The organism is Nitrosomonas europaea, from assembly GCF_900167395.1.
GTDB classification, from domain to species: domain Bacteria; phylum Pseudomonadota; class Gammaproteobacteria; order Burkholderiales; family Nitrosomonadaceae; genus Nitrosomonas; species Nitrosomonas europaea.
On record NZ_FUWK01000005.1, the window covers coordinates 46,437 to 66,806 of the forward strand.

The following is a 20,370-nucleotide window of genomic DNA, read 5'->3' on the forward strand; positions in this document are numbered from 1 at the left end:
CTTGTGATTTGAATAATTGTAACGGCTGACATGGCGCAGCCGCTTACGCCTTGAATTCCTCCATCTGACTCAAAACTTCGGGCAAAAACCAGAATCAGCTCTGCCTGGTATCAGAAGATTTCTTTCTATTTTTTTCAACCGGCTCCAGTGGTTCCCGATAAGCCCGGTCATTACCCAGGCCGGCTTCATGATCCAGCAGTCGCGAAAGCTCTGTCAGCGCCTGGCGATAAACCTGCCGCTTGAACTCAACTACGGATTCCAGCTCGACCCAGTACTGATTCCAGCGCCAGGCATCGAATTCGGGATGTGCGCAGGTTTCGAGTGATACATCACTGTCTCTCCCCAACAGACGCAGCAAAAACCAGATCTGTTTCTGTCCCCGGTAGTTTTTGCGCCAGTCCCGGCGAGTCCAGCAGGCGGGTACGTCGTAACGCAGCCACTCCCTCGTCCGCCCCAGAATTTCCACGTGTACGGGTTGCAGACCTGTTTCTTCCGCCAACTCCCGATACATCGCCTCAGTGGGTGTTTCTCCCGACTTTATCCCACCCTGCGGAAACTGCCATGAATCTTGCCGGGCACGCTTTCCCCAGAAAACCTGGTTTTGTGAATTCAGGAGAATAATACCGACATTTGCTCTATATCCATTACGGTCTATCATCCGATTCGCCCATCAATTTAACTTAATCTGCTTGAACTGCCGATAATTCTTCCATATTTCGATAACGATTTATAGTGCAGAACCTGGCGGCACCACAAATCACCGCAATTTTCACGATTACCCTGCTTTGACTCCCGGAACAGCGGCCAATTCCTGTCGAAATACGCTGAAGCACGCCGGATTACGACGATTTCAAGGTAAAATTCCTGATTACCTACAATGATAATGGAATCCCATCATGCGCGTTTCTCAATTCTTCCTTGCGACACTCAAAGAAGCTCCTGCTGAAGCCGAGCTGATCAGTCACCGGCTGATGCTGCGAGCCGGGCTGATCAAGCGTCTGGGCAGCGGATTGTATACCTGGATGCCGCTGGGTCTGAGAATTCTACACAAGATCGAGCATATCATCCGCGAGGAAATGAATAACAGTGGCGCACTGGAGCTTCTAATGCCTGCCGTTCATCCGGCTGAGCTCTGGCAGGAAACAGGTCGGTGGGATGTATTCGGCCCGCAAATGCTGAAAATTCAGGATCGACACAAACACGACTTCTGCTTTGGCCCGACGCATGAAGAAGTCATCGTCGATATCGCACGCCGTGAAATCAAAAGCTACCGGCAGCTACCCATCAATTTCTACCAGATTCAGACTAAGTTTCGTGATGAAATCCGTCCGCGATTTGGCGTGATGCGCGCGCGGGAATTCATCATGAAGGATGCTTATTCCTTTCATGCCGATGTGGATAGTCTGGAGCAGACCTATCGTCTCATGCAGGAAACGTACAGCAGAATTTTTACCCGGATCGGCCTGAAGTTCCGTGCAGTCGCTGCTGATACCGGCGCAATAGGCGGCAGCGGATCGCATGAATTTCACGTTCTGGCCGATTCCGGTGAAGATGCCATCGCCTTCTGCCCTGCTTCCGATTATGCCGCCAATATCGAACTTGCCGAAGCCGTGCCTCATGGTATTCCACGCAAGGAGCCGGCAGGAATCATGGCGAAAATCGCCACCCCCGATCGCAAATCCTGCCAGGATGTGGCTGACTTTCTGGGTATTCCGGTTGAACAGACACTCAAAGCGCTGGCTGTAACCGCAGGAGGTAAGTTTTACTTACTATTGCTGCGGGGCGATCATCAGCTCAACGAAACCAAAGTCAGAAAAATCCCGTTTCTGGGTGATTTCGAGTTTGCTGAAGAAAGCAGGATCATTGCCGAGATGAGTTGCCCACCGGGATACCTCGGACCGGTGGGTGTAAAAGCAGAAATCATCGCTGACCGGGCCGTTCTGGAAATGAGCGATTTCACCTGTGGTGCAAACGAGGAAGGCTTTCATCTGAGTCATGTCAATTTCGGGCGTGATCTGCCGTTGCCGGACCAGGTATTCGATATTCGCAACATAGTGGCAGGCGATCCTTCACCCGATGGCAAGGGCGTACTTGAAATCTGCCGAGGTATCGAAGTCGGTCATGTTTTTCAGTTGCGCACCAAATATTCGGAAAAAATGAAGGCTACCTATCTGGATGAGTCCGGACAAACCCGAATTATGGAAATGGGCTGCTATGGCATTGGTGTTTCACGTATCGTCGCTGCAGCCATTGAGCAAAACTATGATGAACGAGGCATTATATTTCCACAAACGATCGCCCCGTTCCAGTTGTCGATCATTCCGGTCGGTTATCATAAAAGTCAGCAAGTCCGGACTGAAGCCGAAAAACTTTATCAGGCCTGTCGTTCAGCAGGTATCGAGGTATTGCTGGACGACCGCGAGGAGAGACCCGGCGTCATGTTCGCAGATCAGGAACTAATTGGAATCCCGCATCGTATCGTGATCGGTGAACGGAATCTGCGGGAGGGTATGGTGGAATATCAGGGGCGACTGGACAAAACACCTCAAATGCTCTCACTGTCGGAGGCAGCTTCCATCATCAGTAAAATATGTGGCGATTGATATATTCTCTGTTATTTCTGATACCCGGTGCAGCGATGGCCGGAGCACAGGTATATGAGCCCTTATCGGCCAGTACCCGTACCGTATTGCATCGCACCATCAGCGACCAGGCAGTGCCCATGCTCGTCACCCTCCCCGGGCCTGAAGCAAAAGACTGGTTAGACAGCATGACGAAACGCCTGGAAAAACGGATATCTGACATCGAGGAACGCAGGGCATTTCTGATCACCGTTCACTATGAAGCTACTCGCGCCGGGCTCGATCCCGAACTGGTGCTCAGCATCATCCAGGTCGAAAGTAATTTCAGAAAATACGCGGTCTCTTCTGCCGGAGCACGCGGGTATATGCAGGTCATGCCGTTCTGGGTAGATACGATCGGCAATCCGGAACACAATCTGTTTCATCTGCGCGTCAACCTGCGTTACGGTTGCACCATCCTTCGCCACTATCTCGATCTGGAACAGGGGGATTATTTCAGGGCACTGGGAAGATATAACGGCAGTCTGGGCAAGGCCGGCTACCCCAATCTGGTATTCAACGCCTGGCACCGCCACTGGACTTACTCCACGGCTTCACAATAGCCAGATTCATATATCGTCTAGTGAGTGTTGATGAAAGCTTCGATTTCAGCGCGGGTAATCAGCCCGATTTTACGTGCTGCGGGCTTTCCATCAGGATCGAACAGATACGTACTTGGCAACATCGAAAGCTCATCTCCGAGTTGTGCTGCTGCAGTTCTGTCACCCAGCACGATCGGATAGGGAATCGTCATCTTCTCCACAAATTTCATGACATCTCGAGCATCGTCATACTCCATCGCAATCCCGATGATGACGATGTCGTTTCTTTCCCGGGACAACTCGGACAAATCAGGAATTTCTCTCAGGCAGGGTGGACACCACGTTGCCCAGAAATTGACCAATACCCATTTCCCCTTATAACCCGACAAAGTATGCGTTTTGCCTGAACTGTCCTCGAAGCGGAAACCATAGGCTCCCGCCTCGAAAACAGGCAGATACCCGATCAGCACAAGCAGGAAAATTGTAAACCACCGTTTCATCGACTATTCCGACAGAATTGACCGGAGCAGTTCATCCTGCAAGACCGGTTGTGATCTTTTCCGGGAAACCGCGCTACAAGAACCATATCTGTACCGCAAATCATGATCTGCTCTGGTTATTTTCATGCAATCAATTCTGGCAGTCAGCAATTTTCAGTGGCTCCTATCCTCAACTAAATCTGGGGATGGGTTCGTTCCAGACTGGAGTGCAATTTATTGCAGGCACTCAGATAGGCTTTGGCAGAAGCCGCAATGATATCGGTATCTGCTCCATGACCATTGACGATCCGCCCGGCTTTCTGCAGGCGAACAGTTACTTCACCCTGTGCATCCGTCCCGCTGGTGATATTGTTCACGGAGAACAATTGCAGCTCTACTTTACTGTCCAGTATTTTCTCGATCGCGCGAAATGTTGCATCTACCGGGCCACTCCCTTCGGATACGGCCTGTTTTTCACTGCCTCCCACGGCAATGACGACCTGGGCCGAGGGTATTTCTCCGGTTTCACTGACTGCATGCAGTGAAAGCAGGCGATAGTGCTCCTCGGGAATCTGTGCCTCATCCGAGACCAGCGCATGCAGATCCTCATCGAAGATTTCATGCTTCTTGTCTGCAAGATCCTTGAAGCGCAAGAATATGGCATTCAGTTTCTCTTCTGATTCCAACCCGATTCCCAGTTCTTTCAAACGACTGCGAAACGCATTCCGGCCAGAATGTTTACCCAGCAGCAATTTGTTTGCTCCCCAGCCCACATCTTCTGCACGCATGATTTCATAGGTTTCACGGTGCTTGAGTACTCCATCCTGATGAATACCTGATTCATGGGCAAAGGCATTGGCACCGACAATTGCCTTGTTGGGCTGCACCGGAAACCCGGTAATCCCTGAAACCAGCTTGCTGGCGGGTACGATCTGCGTTGTATCGATACGTGTATCGCATGGAAAATAATCCTGCCGTGTACGCACGGCCATCACGATTTCTTCAAGTGCAGCATTACCGGCCCGCTCACCCAGACCATTGATGGTACATTCCACCTGGCGTGCACCATTCATGACCGCGGACAGTGAGTTAGCCACTGCCAAACCGAGATCGTTATGGCAGTGAACCGAGAATATAGCCTTGTCAGAATTCGGAATGCGCTCTCGCAGCGTACGGATCAGACCACCAAACTGATCCGGCATGGTATATCCCACCGTATCCGGAATATTCAGTGTCCGTGCACCTGCATCGATCACTGCTTCCAGCACTCGGCACAGAAAATCGATCTCGGATCGCCCGGCATCTTCAGGGGAAAATTCGACGTTATCAGTGTACTGACGTGCCCACTTTACTGCCTTGATCGCCTGATCGATGACCTGATCGGGCGACATGCGCAGCTTGTTCTTCATATGGATCGGAGATGTCGCGATGAAGGTATGAATACGCACATTCTGATTGACCTGCAAAGCTTCCCCGGTACGATCGATGTCGGCCTCCATCGCACGGGCAAGACCACACACCGTACTGTTGCTTACTGCCTCTGCCACTGCCCGGACCGCTTCAAAATCACCTCTCGAAGCAGCCGGGAAACCCGCTTCTATCACATCCACACCCATACGCTCCAACTGCCTGGCGATGCGTACCTTTTCTTCCATGGTCATGGATGCGCCGGGACTCTGTTCCCCGTCACGCAAAGTCGTATCAAAAATAACCAAATGCTCTTTCATTGTTCCACTCCACTATTATTCTGGCTAAAACGGACAACCGGCTGGCGGTGTACCAGCCCACATGCTTCAAAACAGATTAAGAAATGATTGAAATAATTAGCGCGCAAGGCGCAGCAGTCGGCCAGTCAGATACAGCCAGGCTGTCAGACGGAAAGGATGAAAGGCGGGAGTAATTTCAGTAAATTGCATCATGCCGGCAAATATAAAACGTTTACCTTCATTTCGCAACAGCAGATGTTCAAGTTTCTTTACGGATTTCGTTACGTTTTCTGTTCTTGTACAGCCGCCAGATCTTCATGCCATATCCGGATAACGCATAAGTCAGAAATACCCCGAACAACACCAGCGGTGGATGACTCGGAATCAGAACGAAAAAGAACAGAAGCAGCAGCAAAACCACAAAAAATGAAACTTTCTTGTGCAGATTGAATTCTTTACCGCTGTAGTAAGGGATATTGGTCACCATGGTCAAGCCGGCAAACAGTGTCATGGCCCACGCCAGCCATGTGATATCGGCAGCATCTACCTGGAAACCCAGTACTACCCAGATCATTCCGGCGATCAGAGCAGCCGCAGCCGGACTGGGCAAGCCTTGAAAATATTTCTTGTCGACGACTTCGACCGTTACATTGAAACGGGCAAGGCGCAACGCTGCACAAGCACAATAGATGAATGCAGCGATCCAGCCCAGTTTCCCCAGATCTCTCAACGCCCATTCGTACACAATCAATGCAGGAGCCACACCAAACGAAACCATATCAGACAGGCTATCGTACTCTGCACCGAATTCACTTTGCGTATGCGTCAGGCGTGCCACCCGGCCATCCAGGCCATCAAATACCATGGCCACAAAAATGGCAATGGCAGAATGCTCATAATGACCATTCATCGCCTGGACAATCGCATAGAAACCGGCAAACAGCGCCGCAGTCGTGAAGAGATTGGGCAGCAGATAGATACCCCGTCTCCTCCACCGCGGGCCTGTGACGGGCAGTTGCTCTGGATCAGATTCCTGCATAAACTGACATAGGCATAGATCGGAGATAATCAGTGAAATTCAGCCAATACCGTTTGAGTGGCATAAACCTTGTCACCAATTGCGACATTGACTTTCGTTCCCAACGGAAGATAGACATCGACACGTGAACCGAAACGGATGAAACCGAAACGCTGTCCGCGAGCAAGATGTTCCCCCGGGTGGACATGGCAGACGATCCGCTTTGCGATGAGGCCAGCTATCTGCACACATGTCACATCCTGCCCTCCGTCGGTTCTGATCCACAAAGCATTGCGTTCATTCTCCAGCGAAGCTTTGGGCAGGCTTGCGTTCAGAAAATTTCCGGGAAAGTACCATCGATTGCGTATTTCACCATCCACCGGACTGCGGTTCGAGTGCACGTTGAAAACATTCATGAAAACACTGACTTTCAGCGCTTCACGCGGCAGATAAGGATCCTGCACCTTATCCACAGCAACGATACGCCCATCTGCCGGGGCAAGTACAGCCCCGGCAAGAGCCGGCACCACCCGTGGAGGATCGCGAAAGAACTGCAGAACGAACAGCGCAATCAGCCAGAATGGCAGTGCCCATAACCAGCCTGCCATAAACTGCACCAGTAACGCCACAGCAAATGCACCGGCGATGAAGGGCCATCCTTCACGTGCAATGATCGGATGAGGGTAGTAAGGAGTCGACATACGCTCAGTTCTTCGCCTGATCGACCAGTTTGTTTTTGCTGATCCACGGCATCATGTCACGCAGTTTGGCGCCTACTGTTTCAATCGGATGCTCCGAAGCGAGGCGGCGGCTCGATTTGAGCACGGGTGCGCCGGCACGGTTTTCCAGGATAAACTCGCGTGCATATTCGCCCGTTTGAATCTCGCGCAGGATTTTACGCATTTCATTACGGGTCGCATCGGTGATGATACGGGGTCCTCTCGATACATCACCATATTCCGCATTGTTGGATACGGAATAGCGCATGTTGGCGATACCCCCCTCGTAGATCAGATCCACGATCAGCTTGACCTCATGCAGACATTCAAAATAGGCCATTTCCGGTGCATAGCCTGCTTCCACCAGCGTTTCGAACCCGGCCTGGATCAGTGACGTCAAACCACCGCACAACACGACCTGTTCACCGAACAGATCGGTTTCCGTTTCTTCCTTGAATGTGGTTTCAATCACACCACCACGTGTACCGCCATTCGCAGCCGCGTAGGAAAGTGCCAGATCACGCGCCTTGCCGGATTTGTCCTGATGAACGGCAATCAGAGATGGAACACCTCCTCCCTGAGTATAAGTGGAACGTACCAGATGGCCCGGCCCCTTGGGAGCGACCATGATCACATCCAGATCTTCGCGCGGAATAATTTGCCCGTAATGAACATTGAAACCGTGTGCAAAAGCCAGCGTGGCATTCTTCTTCAGAACCGGTTCGACTTCGGTCTGGTAAACCGATGCCATCTGTTCATCCGGCAGCAGCAGCATGATTACATCGGCATCCTTGACAGCAGCGCCTACTTCTTTCACGGTCAGACCGGCTTTTTTTGCTTTATCCCAGGATGCACCACCCTTACGCAGACCGATGGTAACCTTGACCCCCGAATCATTCAGATTATTGGCATGCGCATGACCCTGCGAACCGTAGCCGATGATGGCTACTTTCTTTTTCTTGATGAGGGACAAATCCGCATCTTTATCGTAATAGACTTTCATTATTTTCCTTCCAGAGTATTGAATGGGGTGCAGCCACATCGGCAGATGAGGCCTATCGATGAAATCAGAATCCGCTGTCAGATTCCGCTAAAAAATTACAGCTTTAAAACCCGTTCTCCACGGCTGAGACCCGAAACACCTGTTCTGGCTATTTCCAGAATCAGATTGCAATCTACTGCCTGCAAAAAACCATCCAGTTTCGACCGGGTTCCCGTAAGCTCGATTGTGTAGAGCTCGTTGGTAACGTCGATGATATTGCCTCGAAATATATCAGCAAGCCGCTTCATCTCCTCACGATCCTTACCCACCGCCCTTACTTTTACCAGCATGAGTTCCCGCTCGACATAACCTTCACTGCTCAAATCAATCAGTTTGACGACTTCAATCAGTTTATTGAGCTGTTTGGTGATCTGTTCGACGATTTCATCCGGCCCATTGGTGACCAGCGTCATACGGGACAATGTCGGATCTTCAGTAGGCGCGACAGACAGAGACTCAATATTGTAACCACGAGCAGAAAACAGGCCTGCCACCCGCGACAGGGCACCGGCCTCGTTTTCCATTAACAAAGAAATAATATGTCGCATACTGTTATACCAGAATCATTTCGGACAAACCTTTGCCACCAGGTACCATAGGAAAAACATTCTCGGTCTGATCCGTAATGAAATCCATGAATACCAGTTGTTCTTCCAGTTTGAAGGCTTCTCTCAACGCACCATCGATATCTTCCGGTTTATCGATCCGCATGCCGACATGCCCGTAACTTTCTGCCAGTTTGACAAAATCGGGTAATGCATCCATATAGGATTCAGCGTAACGGTTGCCATGGAAAAACTCCTGCCATTGACGCACCATCCCCATGTAACGGTTGTTCAAATTGATGATCTTGATGGGCAGACGATACTGTTTACAGGTGGATAACTCCTGAATGCACATCTGGATACTTGCCTCTCCGGTAATACAGGCCACCGTACTGCCCGGGTTGGCCATCTGTACCCCCATCGCAGAAGGCAGACCGAATCCCATCGTACCCAAGCCACCGGAATTAACCCAGCGGCGCGGTTTATCAAATTTGTAAAACTGGGCTGCCCACATCTGATGCTGCCCGACGTCAGAAGTAATGAAGGCGTCTCCGCCGGTTATTTCATACAGTTTTTCCACCACCAGCTGCGGCTTGATAACGCTGGCCGACCGGTCATATTTCAGGCAATCACGTGCCCGCCACAACTCGACCTGCTCCCACCATTTGTTCAAAGCATGGACATCAGTCGTCTCCCTGCCGGCTCTCAGCAGCATGATCAACTCTTTCAGTACCGCAGATACACTGCCGACGATAGGAACATCCACCTTGACCCGCTTGGAAATCGATGATGGATCGATGTCGATATGGATGATTTTCCGTTCTTCGCTGTAGAAATGCTTGGGATTTCCGATGACGCGATCATCAAAACGAGCACCGACTGCGATCAGCACATCGCAGTATTGCATGGCCATATTGGCTTCGTAGGTACCATGCATGCCCAGCATCCCGACAAATTGCCGGTCAGTCGCCGGATATCCTCCCAACCCCATGAGGGTACTGGTACAGGGAAAATTCAGCATCTGCACGAGTTCTGTCAATTCTGCCGCAGCATCATCCAGAATCACCCCGCCACCGGTATAGACCATGGGACGCTTGGCTTCCAGGATCATCTGGACGGCTTTCCTGAGCTGTTGGGCATCCCCGTTGATTACCGGTGAGTAGGAACGCAATGAGATACTGGCAGGATAATGAAATTCCGCCTTCTGCTGGGTGACGTCCTTGGGAATATCCACCAATACCGGTCCTGGACGACCGGTTGAAGCAATATAAAAAGCTTTTTTGATTGTGACCGCCAGCTCCGATACATCCTTCACCAGAAAGTTGTGTTTGACACAAGGCCGTGTAATTCCCACGGTATCCACTTCCTGGAAGGCATCCTGACCAATGGCAGCCGTGGGAACCTGCCCACTGATAATCACCATTGGGATGGAATCCATGTAAGCGGTAGCAATACCCGTTACGGCATTGGTCACCCCCGGGCCAGATGTCACCAGTGCTACACCGACCTTGTTACTGGAACGCGCATAACCATCCGCTGCATGGAGGGCAGCCTGTTCATGGCGAACCAGAATATGCTTGACTTTATCCTGCTTGAACAATTCATCATACAGGAACAATACGGCACCGCCGGGATAGCCAAAAATATGACTTACCCCCTCCTCCTGCAGACAACGTATCGTAATCTCGGCACCTGTCAGTTCAGTACTCATACCAGGGAATCCCCAGACTCAAAATAATTTTTCTTCATCTCATCATTAAAACCAATATTTGCTTTGTATCGATTCCGATTACAAAACCATAAAACGCTTTGGAGCACCCTGCATTCGGTGCGCACAAATAAAAAATGCGAGACCCCTGTCCAAACGATCGGAGGACAGTGTATCTCCCGGATTTTTCCTGACCGACAGCAAAGGGAGCAAGATACGAAACAAATAACCCTTGTCTCTGTTACCAGGATTATATATTGACTTCCGGCAAATATCTCGGTAATACCACAACTATATTAATGGTTTCAGCATGCGGAACTATCCGTTCGTCCCCCCGACCGTCAACCCATCTATCCGCAAAGTCGGTTGTCCGACACCTACCGGCACACTTTGTCCTTCCTTGCCGCAGGTACCAACACCCGGGTCCAGCGCCAGATCATTTCCAATCATGGAAACGCGGGTAAGTACATCCGGGCCATTACCAATCAAAGTAGCCCCTTTCACCGGATAGGTAATTTTACCATTTTCGATCATATAGGCTTCCGCAGCCGAGAATACGAATTTACCACTGGTGATATCAACCTGCCCTCCACCGAAATTGGCGGCATACAAACCCTGCTTGACAGAAGCAATGATTTCTTCCGGTTCTTTATTACCATTCAACATACAGGTATTGGTCATGCGCGGCATGGGGATATGGGCAAATGATTCACGCCGGCCATTACCGGTAACACGCTGATTCATCAGCCGGGCATTCAGATTATCCTGCAGATACCCCTTGAGGATGCCATCCTCGATCAACGTAGTACATTGTGTCGGATTGCCCTCATCATCGATGTTCAACGATCCGCGACGATCGCGTATCGTACCATCATCGACCACTGTCACCCCCGGTGCCGCCACCCGTTCACCAATCCTGCCAGAAAAGGCCGAGCTCCCTTTCCGGTTGAAATCTGCCTCAAGACCATGACCGATTGCTTCGTGCAACAAAATACCCGGCCACCCGCTACCCAGCACGACAGTCATGCTTCCTGCCGGAGCCGGTTGCGACGCAAGATTCGTCAATGCCTGATGGACTGCCTTACGGGCATAATCCTGCAATATTGCATCGGTAAAATAAGCATAATCAAAACGTCCGCCTCCTCCGGCAACGCCTTGCTCCCGCCGGCCGTTTTCTTCGACGATGACTTGTAACGACACGCGCACCAATGGCCGCACATCGGCAGCAAGTAATCCATCGCTGCGCGCAACCATGACCACCTCATATTCTCCAGCCAGCGATGCCATGACCTGGATGACCCGCTTATCCAGCGTGCGCGCAAATCCTTCCAGCCGTTCGAGCGTGCCGATCTTGTCAGCATCTTTACAAAGCGCGATAGGATCCAGAGAAGAGTAATACAGTGCCTGCTGCCGGGCATCGTTTCCTGATAATCCCGTAATAGAGGCATGTGTTCCACCGCCCTGGGCAGCAATTGCGCGCGTTGCCCGGGCAGCAGAAATCAGTGCCTGGCTGCTGATATCATCCGAATAGGCAAAAGCGGTCTTTTCACCGCTGATCGCCCGTACTCCGACTCCCTGATCGATATTGAAGCTGCCTGATTTGACGATACCCTCTTCCAGCACCCAGCCTTCCGATCGGCTATACTGAAAATAAATATCCGCATAATCAATCTGATGGGTAAGGATGTGCCCGAATACATCCTGCAGCCTGCCTGTGTTCAGCTCATAAGGGGCCAGCAGGTATTGATCGGCAATCGTAAATGAATCCATCATTCCAGAAATAAGTTCATAAAAAAATCACAACGGACGAGCTGCTGTTCCCCGCAGCAGTTCGTCCGCAAAAAATAGAAATATAACGTAAAAGCCGAATCAGGTTTTCTCAACAGGCAAGCAGGCAGCGGTGCTCCAGCGCAGGCAGACTCGCCCGCACACTTGACTGATATGCTCGGTCGATTTCCGCCACCACTACCCCCGGTCCACGCGGAAGACGGTCGATAATCACACCCCATGGATCGACGATCATGCTGTCACCATTGGTTTCACGCCCGTTCACATGGAATCCCCCTTGCGCCGGAGCGATCAGATAAGCCTGATTCTCGATCGCACGCGCACGAATCAGCGTCTCCCAGTGGGCCTTGCCGGTAATGGCAGTGAACGCCGCCGGTGCCAGAATGACATCCACCTTGCCCATCATACGGTAAAGTTCGGGGAAACGCAGATCATAGCAGATGGACAACCCCATCCGCCCAAACGGGGAATCGAGCGCAACCACCCGATTACCCGCGTCGATCGTTCTCTCTTCAGCGAAATTCTCGTTACCCAGCGACAACCCGAACAGGTGAATCTTATCGTAACGCGCCACCTGCTGGCCATGTTCATCGTATACCAGGCAACTGTTGTATACCTTGTCCGATACCGGTGAAATCAGTGGTACCGACCCTCCCGCCAGCCAGATGCCAAACCGCTTTGCGGTTTCGCTCAGAAAATTCTGAATTTCCCCTTCACCAGGATTTTCACGCACTGCCAGCTTATCCGTATCCTTCATTCCCATGATACAGAAATATTCCGGCAACACTACCAGCTTGGCCTGTTTTGCGGCGGCCTCTTCAATCAGGCGGAAAGCCTCTTCAAGATTAGCAGCTACACTGGGACCGGAAGCCATCTGAACGGCTGCCACCCTTACTCTGGTATTATCACCCGCTTTAGAGCGGGCGGCCTGATCGATACCAACGTCAGTAGACATGATTCCCGCCCTCCCTGTATCCGATTCCTGCCTGCGACAATATCAAGCAGTTCATACTCAGCCCCCCTTCCTCTTGATTGATTTTAACGCGGGGTACCACCTCGATTCCCCCGTTATCGTTATTATATGTGGCCCCTGTTTCGGGCCGGTACCTCTGTTGAAACACAAACTTACTGCGCAGCGGATCGTTGCAGCTCATGGAGGACCTGATCAGAGGTTCCCTAAGGTTACTCAACCTTGTCTCGCTCTTCATCCAGCCTGACGACAACCGGGTCACTCCAACTCCCGGTTATAGCATATTCATTGAGCAGCACGCGATCAAAAGGATCCTGCAAAGCCCTCTTGGCAATCATGGCCGCAATTCCGGCGATGGGAGTTGCCAGCCCGAACGAGGGAAACACTTTCAGATTCAAGGTCTGTGTCTCGTTTACCAAATCCCATTCCCCTTTCAGGATAAGCTCTGCCGCACTGCCCGCTATATACAGATCATCGACCGAAGCAACACCACTCTTGATACTGATGTGGCCGTTCAGTTCATCAAATCCGAATCCTTTACCGAATACATCATAAAAGTTCAATGTCAGCCTGCGAGGCAAGGATTTCAGGTCAAAAACCCCCAGTAATCTACCAATCCCAGGTTTCAGTTCTGTGAATTGCCCATGCTGCGCATCAAGCTGCAGACTGCCGTACAACGTTGCAAAATCCACTGAAAACGGTTTGCCCGCCCAATCCAGATTTCCTTCCAGCACCCCTTTACCGCGAGCAATACGTCCCGGATAACCATGGCGCTTGAACAGTTTTCCGATATTACTCGATTGCAGTCGGATGTGACTGTACATCCGGTAAGGCGGTTTATGATTCTCCCATAATCCATTGGCCTGCAGCCTGCTGTTCGGGTGTCTGATATCCAGATTCTCGACCAGCCAGCCATCCTGCCTTTGCACGGCACTGAGTTTCATCTGGCCCAGCAGCCCGCCTTTTACGAACAGCTCATCGGCTTCGATATCTACAGCCGGCCAATCTCCAGGAGGATCATGTTTATAGGGTGTCAGAATGTTCTCTGGCGCATCCTCCGGTATTTTCAACCGGCTCAGACGTGCCACAACTTTCTGTGGAGATGCTGCCTGCCAGTCTATCCTGCCGTCGACCTCCTGGCTGGAAACATCCACTCGCCAGCTTTCACCCTGCCTGTCGATGGAAAAATGAGTGTCATTGAAATAGCTGGACAGAAACTCAAACTGACCGATATGCAAATCGAACTGTACCGACCGGGTCAGAATATTATCCAACCCGCGCGCAGTATGGTCGAGCGAAGCATCCATCCCGGCATGCCTCTTGAACAACTCACGTAACTGATCCCATTCCAGCCTGGACACCGAACCTTCCACCCGGGTCACCCGATCCTGCGGCAATGTACCATGCCCGCCAAAACTGATTATCCCGCGTACCGGATGATAATAATGTGCCTTTTCGCGTATACGCTGAAATTCCGCTGTCAGGATATCGCCATAATGAAAATGCACATGATCATCACGCGGCAGGGTAAAAACTTTTTCCAGGCGCACGGGAATCACTTCCGCAGCAGTCTTGGAAAAAGGTGCCGGGAACATCAGCTCCACGCCTTCCAGCGAGGATTCGACCACGATACCGACTTTGCCCGATTCAACCTCCACTGCAGCCTGCCAGGCTGAACCGCCGCGTATGAATTGTGTCCACAGCTGCGATAAATCAACTCGTTTGACGAGATTCGCATCCGGCCGAAAGTGGTCGAAATCAGCCCGACCTCGAGCAGTGATACGTACCCCTCCCTCAGGCAGGGAAGCAGAGGAAAACTCGACTGCCCCCCCCATTACCTGAGCACGAATCCCTTCCAGTACTACACCGGACTCAGTAAAGATCAGTGAGCCGTTGACCTGGTGAAAATCGGGAATATAGCGATCAAGATCGATCCGGTTATCGACGAACTGGTAACGCCCCTGCATTCTGGTAACGGAAAATTTTTCCTGACCGACCGACAACTCCACCTCTGCCTGCAGTCTCCCCTTCCCGGAAAATTCAGCCTGACCCAATAATTCTCCGACATGCGGACCCACATCTACCCTGCGTAACAGAGTGGCCATCTCTCCGCTCTCTCCTTCCGCCATGCCTTTTATCCTGATTTCAGGGCGATCTGCATACACGTCATCCGACTGCAGCATGAACTTTTGCAATCGGATACCCGCAACACTGGCGGAAGAAAGAGACAGATCGAGCGCACCGTCCTGTATCGAAACACGCCCCGCCATATCGGAAACCTCCGGCCAGTCATCGGAAATCTTAATACCGGCATTGCTGATAGCGGTTTCTGCATGAATGGAGAATGCACCTTTTTTATCAGCAGAGCGGCCGTTCAATACTCCCCTGAGATGAAATTTTGCATCGCTCAATTTCCCTGAGAGGGTTGCCTTATCAAGTTTATCCTTCCAGGTTTCATCCGCCATCCAGGTGGCATATTCGCCGAGAAGATGCATGTCGGCGTGTGATAAACCGCCTGTCAGATCGATCCGTGCAGGCATCTCTCTGTCAAAGGCACAGTTCCCCTGCAGAGTGCCACTTCCTGCATCGCTCTCGAAAGCGATATCGCTGAATTTGATCCGGGTTACGGCATGATCAGCAGCGGTTTTCCAGTCCACCCGTCCGATCAGCGAGTCGAAGCGGAATTTCTCGCCAGGCGACTGCGACTTGCTGATTTCCACATTTTTTGAAGACAGGAACAGGGAACCTCCCGCCTCAGTAGCGTCAACGATTCCACTGATACCGCTGAATGCGGGATAGTCGTCGAACGACTGCACGGCGAGATCATTGAAACCGGCATTTATCCGGAAAGGTGGTTTTTTTGTCCAGTCACCTCGCCATTCGAGATTGACATGCTTTACCATTCCACGCGCAGACAATCTGGACAAAGACTCATGTAAAGCTTCTTCTGCCGGCAGACTGGCAGCAAGTCTCGTCAGCACATCCATCCTCAGCCCGCCGGCCTGCAGACTGTGTATGGGTAATCCACCATCTTTCGGGTTCAGCACGCGCCAGGATGCATCGATCGGCCCGGTCAGCGGCAAACCGTTGAGCTCGATGCTCATACCACGAGCAAACCATTGTCGATTTACCCCCTTTGCATCTTCTATCTCGTGCCACCCCCAGCGACCGTGCAACCGATCGATCTCCAGTACAGGCAACTGCCGGGCAACATGAACCGCTGTACTTCGCAGGCTGATATCCGACACCCACCTTGCCAAGATGCCAGCACGGATATCCGCCCAGGCACGCATGCTGCCTTTTCCTTTTTTGAGTACCAGATCAGCCGGCAATGTCATCCATTCCTGCCAGCTTCCCAGATCAACATCCTGTAACTGGATGAACAGACGTCCCTGCCATGCTGACAACGTCTGGACAGAATCACCGGTAACATCTCCACGAAGATCCACCCGGGAAAACAATGGGTCGGATGAATGTGCCTGCAATCCGAATTGATGACGTCTGCCTCCCCGTTTGTTCTGCAGATGCAAATTGACCGATTCAAAATAATGTACCGGGCGACGGCGTAATTCATCCTGCCAGTAAATGACGGCCTGCCTGATGATCAAACGCCGCTGGCGCAGCAGCCAGTCAAGAAATCCGCTTTCCTGCTGATTCTCACCCAGTGTCACGCCGGCAATATGCAAAACACCTTTCACATCCCGGCGTGTCACCAATGCAGGCCGGTCAATGATGATTTCATGAAAGTTGAGTTCACCGCGCAATAGTGATCGCCACGAAACCGTCCCTTCTATTTCCGGAAACACCAGCACCGGCTCATCCTGCCGATCTGACACACTGACCCCCTGCATCGACAAATGCGGGCGCAAACCATCCCAGTTGGCCCGGATGGAATCGATCCGTACCGGTTGCCCGGCGACACGCGTCATGGCTGCGGCAATATCAGAGCGGTATTTTCCGATATCGGGCAGAATCCAGTAGCGCAAGGCAAGCAGCAGCAGACAGGCAAGTATCGCCACCAGCAGAAAACCTCGGCCCGCCCAACCCAGGCAGACCGTACAATGACGTAACAAAGAATGCGGCATAAGCTCAATACAAAACTATCACCCGGTATTCCATCCGTTTCTGAAGTTTGCCTTCCATTTGAGAAATGGCGGTCTTTATGCCCCCCGGCAGGATATTATTGCCGCAATGATCGTTCATCACCGTAAAAATGGTACGAATCTGTGTTTCACCCATGTGCTCCACCATTTCATGACATAACCAGACACAAAACCGTTCATTCCGTATGTCCACACCCATTGATTCATCCCGGGCTGCATCCATAGTTGCCAGTATTCTGCCTTACAGCCGGTACCTGAAACGGACGCTGGCAAGCGAACCCGGCCTGCAGCAGGAACTGCTGGATCAATTACCGAATCCCTTTTTATGGGAGGAAATGCTCGACTTCCTGCAGCATCCTGCAATCTCTCTCGAAGATGAGGCAGATCTGCACCGGTTATTGCGCCAGTTGCGCAAACGCGTCATCCTACGGCTGGCCGCGCGTGATCTGGCCGGACTGGCTGATCTGAACGAGGTCATGACGACCATGACCGCACTGGCGGATACGACGATCCGGTTTGCACTGGAATTTCTCCACACAGCCATGACGCACCCCGGCCATTTTGGCAAACCGACCGGAGAAAAAACCGGCACGGAACAGCAGTTACTGATCGTAGCCATGGGAAAACTGGGGGGTGGCGAACTCAACGTATCCTCTGACGTGGATCTGATTTTTATCTATCCCGAAGATGGTGAAACAGATGGCAGAAAATCCATCACCAATCATGAATTTTTTGTCAGGCTGGGGCGCAAGCTGATTGCCAGCCTGAGCGATTATACCGTGGACGGCTATGTATTTCGTGTTGACATGCGGTTGCGCCCGCACGGTGAAAACAGTCCGCTTGCCATCAGCCTGCCCATGCTTGAAGACTATTTCATCACGCAGGGCCGTGAATGGGAACGGCATGCCTGGATCAAAAGCCGTGTCATCACCGGCTCATCGGTGGCCGAAGCCACGCTGATGGAGTTGATCGTACGCCCTTTCGTGTTCCGCAAATATCTGGATTTCGAAGCCTATGAAGCAATGCGCAGTCTGCATGCGCAGTTACGCAAGGAAGTCGATCGGCGCGAGCTGCACGACAATATAAAACTGGGCCCTGGCGGTATCCGGGAGATTGAATTCATCACTCAGGTATTCCAGTTGATCCGGGGCGGACGTGATGCCGATCTGTGCATTCGCCCCACACTGGGTGTCCTGCGACGGCTGCGGCAGAAACAACCCCTTCCCGGGCAGACGATCGAAGAACTGACCGAGGCTTACTGTTTCCTGCGCAAACTCGAGCATCGCCTGCAATATCTCGATGACCAGCAAACCCAGAATCTGCCGCAACATCCGGATGAGCAAACATTGATTGCAAGAAGTATGGGATTTACCGGCTATGGCGATTTCCTCGATCATCTCGATCTGCACCGCCAGAACGTTACCCGTCATTTCGAACAGATTTTTGCGGCCCGCCGCAAATCTCCCCGACACGATACATTTGCCCGGATCAGACCGGAACAGTCCGGCGATCATGAAACGGTCGAAGCCTTCAGCAAACAACTGCAAACACTGGGATACCTCGATCCCGGCAAAATTACCGCGCGCGTCCGGCAGTTTTACGACAGCACATTTTTCCGGCAACTGACCCACTCCAGCCAGGAACGCATATTCGAACTGATGCCCACACTGATGGAGGTGATCGCCCGCTTCCCGCCTGTCGACATCACACTGGAACGCATACTGCGGTTACTCGAAAAAATCGGGCAATATCCAGCCTATCTCGCTTTGCTGCAGGAACATCCGCAAACACTGCCGCGTGTCGCCAAACTGGCCAGCGTCAGTCAATGGGCGAGTGATTATCTTGGCAGACACCCGATCCTGCTGGACGAACTGCTTACATCATCCGGTCTGCACATCCTGCCCGACTGGCCCGCACTCAAAACCGAGCTCACTCACCAGTTGCATCACGTCAACATCCCTAAAGTGCAAATGGTCGAATGGCAAATGGATGTATTGCGCCACTTCCAGCATGCACAGGTATTTCGCCTGCTCGTCACCGATCTCGAAGGGGATCTGTTACTGGAAAAACTCAGCGATCATCTGACCGAGCTGGCCGATCTCATCCTGGACAATGTGCTGCAACTCGCCTGGCAGGGATTGAAAAAGAAACATCGGGAATTGCCCGCTTTTGCCATCATCGGCTACGGCAAGCTGGGAGGAAAAGAGCTGGGCTACGCCTCCGATCTGGATATCGTGTTTCTCTACCGGGACGATCATCCCGATGCTGCATCAATCTATACCAAACTGGCGCAGAACATCAATCTGTGGCTCACCAGCCATACCTCCGCCGGCATACTGTACGAGACCGATCTGCGATTGCGCCCGAACGGCACCAGTGGACTGCTGGTCAATTCTATCGAGGCTTTTACCCAGTATCAGTACGAACAAGCCTGGGTATGGGAACATCAGGCATTGACGCGGGCACGCTTCGTCGTCGGCGACCGTGAAGCAGGTGAAATGTTCGAGCAGATGCGCAAAAACATGCTGTGCCAGCCACGCGATCTGGTGAAACTGAAACGGGAGATTCTGATGATGCGCAGCAAAATGCTGGAAGCACATCCCAATCCTACTCCGCTGTTCGATATCAAACACGACCGCGGCGGCATCATCGATGTCGAATTCATCGTGCAATACCTGGTGCTGGGATATGCGCACCGTTACCCGCAACTGACCGGCAATATCGGCAACATTGCCTTGCTGAAGCTTGCCGGAGAACTTGGATTGACCTCCGCCGGGAAAGCAACCGCAGCACTCACCGCCTACCGTGAGCTCAGACGAACACAACATCAGCTCAGACTGAGTGGCACGCCCGAACCTGCCGGCACAGCTCTGTCCAGAGATGTATCTCAGAAATTTGCACGGGTAGCAAACAACCATTTAAGCGATGCCAGACAGGCAGTGTTTCAACTATGGGAAGATATTTTCGGAACATAAAGACGACGGTTACAAACAGTGGTCAACACCGCCGGTATCACCCCACCTCTCTGAGTTTCCGGCTTTCGGTAATACAGGCAATGAGATAGAATCCTCCCGGCCTGTTTCACCCCGGAGTTTATCAGTGCGTGCATGTTATCCATTCCTGTGTTTG

At 51.9% G+C, this 20,370-nt stretch carries 15 protein-coding genes; 3 read left to right on the plus strand and 12 right to left on the minus strand.

What is annotated here, in order from left to right; genetic code table 11:
* Positions 1-94 precede the first annotated feature (94 nt).
* Positions 95-658, minus strand: a complete 564-nt coding sequence (locus tag B5D58_RS03290) for an RNA pyrophosphohydrolase (RefSeq protein WP_011111894.1) — start codon at positions 656-658, stop codon at positions 95-97.
* Positions 659-896: 238 nt separating this feature from the next.
* On the opposite strand from B5D58_RS03290, the gene B5D58_RS03295 reads away from it, so the two are divergent.
* Positions 897-2,603 carry a proline--tRNA ligase gene (locus B5D58_RS03295; RefSeq protein WP_011111895.1) on the plus strand — a complete coding sequence of 569 codons (1,707 nt, stop codon included), beginning with the start codon at positions 897-899 and terminating at the stop codon, positions 2,601-2,603.
* Positions 2,591-3,184 (plus strand): lytic transglycosylase domain-containing protein, encoded by a 594-nt coding sequence (locus tag B5D58_RS03300; protein WP_011111896.1) that lies wholly within the window; start codon positions 2,591-2,593, stop codon positions 3,182-3,184. The genes B5D58_RS03295 and B5D58_RS03300 overlap by 13 nt, the downstream gene beginning before the upstream one ends.
* Before the next feature lie 17 nt (positions 3,185-3,201).
* Here B5D58_RS03300 and B5D58_RS03305 read toward each other — a convergent pair whose 3' ends face one another.
* From B5D58_RS03305 to B5D58_RS13515, 11 genes are all read right to left on the minus strand, one after another.
* A complete protein-coding gene (locus tag B5D58_RS03305) occupies positions 3,202-3,663 on the minus strand; it encodes a TlpA family protein disulfide reductase (protein WP_011111897.1) in 462 nt (153 codons plus the stop codon).
* A 173-nt stretch (positions 3,664-3,836) separates the two neighbouring features.
* Positions 3,837-5,369 carry a 2-isopropylmalate synthase gene (locus B5D58_RS03310; protein ID WP_011111898.1) on the minus strand — a complete coding sequence of 511 codons (1,533 nt, stop codon included), beginning with the start codon at positions 5,367-5,369 and terminating at the stop codon, positions 3,837-3,839.
* Positions 5,370-5,607: 238 nt separating this feature from the next.
* Entirely contained in the window at positions 5,608-6,387 is a 780-nt protein-coding gene (gene pssA / locus B5D58_RS03315) for a CDP-diacylglycerol--serine O-phosphatidyltransferase (RefSeq protein ID WP_011111899.1), read from the minus strand.
* Between the two features lie 29 nt (positions 6,388-6,416).
* The gene (locus tag B5D58_RS03320) at positions 6,417-7,067 is read right to left on the minus strand and encodes a phosphatidylserine decarboxylase (RefSeq protein ID WP_011111900.1); all 651 of its coding nucleotides are present in this window, start codon (positions 7,065-7,067) and stop codon (positions 6,417-6,419) included.
* Between the two features lie 4 nt (positions 7,068-7,071).
* Entirely contained in the window at positions 7,072-8,088 is a 1,017-nt protein-coding gene (gene ilvC, locus B5D58_RS03325) for a ketol-acid reductoisomerase (RefSeq protein ID WP_011111901.1), read from the minus strand.
* Positions 8,089-8,183: 95 nt separating this feature from the next.
* Positions 8,184-8,675: an acetolactate synthase small subunit gene (gene ilvN / locus B5D58_RS03330; protein ID WP_011111902.1), complete on the minus strand. Its 492-nt coding sequence runs from the start codon at positions 8,673-8,675 to the stop codon at positions 8,184-8,186.
* Positions 8,676-8,679: 4 nt separating this feature from the next.
* Entirely contained in the window at positions 8,680-10,383 is a 1,704-nt protein-coding gene (locus tag B5D58_RS03335; RefSeq protein WP_011111903.1) for an acetolactate synthase 3 catalytic subunit, read from the minus strand.
* A gap of 315 nt (positions 10,384-10,698) precedes the next feature.
* Positions 10,699-12,153, minus strand: a complete 1,455-nt coding sequence (gene tldD / locus B5D58_RS03340) for a metalloprotease TldD (RefSeq protein ID WP_011111904.1) — start codon at positions 12,151-12,153, stop codon at positions 10,699-10,701.
* Between the two features lie 106 nt (positions 12,154-12,259).
* The gene (locus B5D58_RS03345) at positions 12,260-13,123 is read right to left on the minus strand and encodes a carbon-nitrogen hydrolase family protein (RefSeq protein WP_011111905.1); all 864 of its coding nucleotides are present in this window, start codon (positions 13,121-13,123) and stop codon (positions 12,260-12,262) included.
* Between the two features lie 227 nt (positions 13,124-13,350).
* On the minus strand, positions 13,351-17,223 hold the full coding sequence (locus B5D58_RS03355) for a YhdP family protein (protein WP_011111906.1): 3,873 nt from the start codon (positions 17,221-17,223) through the stop codon (positions 13,351-13,353).
* Between the two features lie 4 nt (positions 17,224-17,227).
* Positions 17,228-17,440 carry a hypothetical protein gene (locus tag B5D58_RS13515; RefSeq protein ID WP_143023677.1) on the minus strand — a complete coding sequence of 71 codons (213 nt, stop codon included), beginning with the start codon at positions 17,438-17,440 and terminating at the stop codon, positions 17,228-17,230.
* Here B5D58_RS13515 and glnE point away from each other — a divergent pair.
* Positions 17,427-20,216, plus strand: a complete 2,790-nt coding sequence (glnE, locus tag B5D58_RS03360; protein ID WP_011111907.1) for a bifunctional [glutamate--ammonia ligase]-adenylyl-L-tyrosine phosphorylase/[glutamate--ammonia-ligase] adenylyltransferase — start codon at positions 17,427-17,429, stop codon at positions 20,214-20,216. The genes B5D58_RS13515 and glnE overlap by 14 nt on opposite strands.
* Positions 20,217-20,370: the final 154 nt, after the last annotated feature.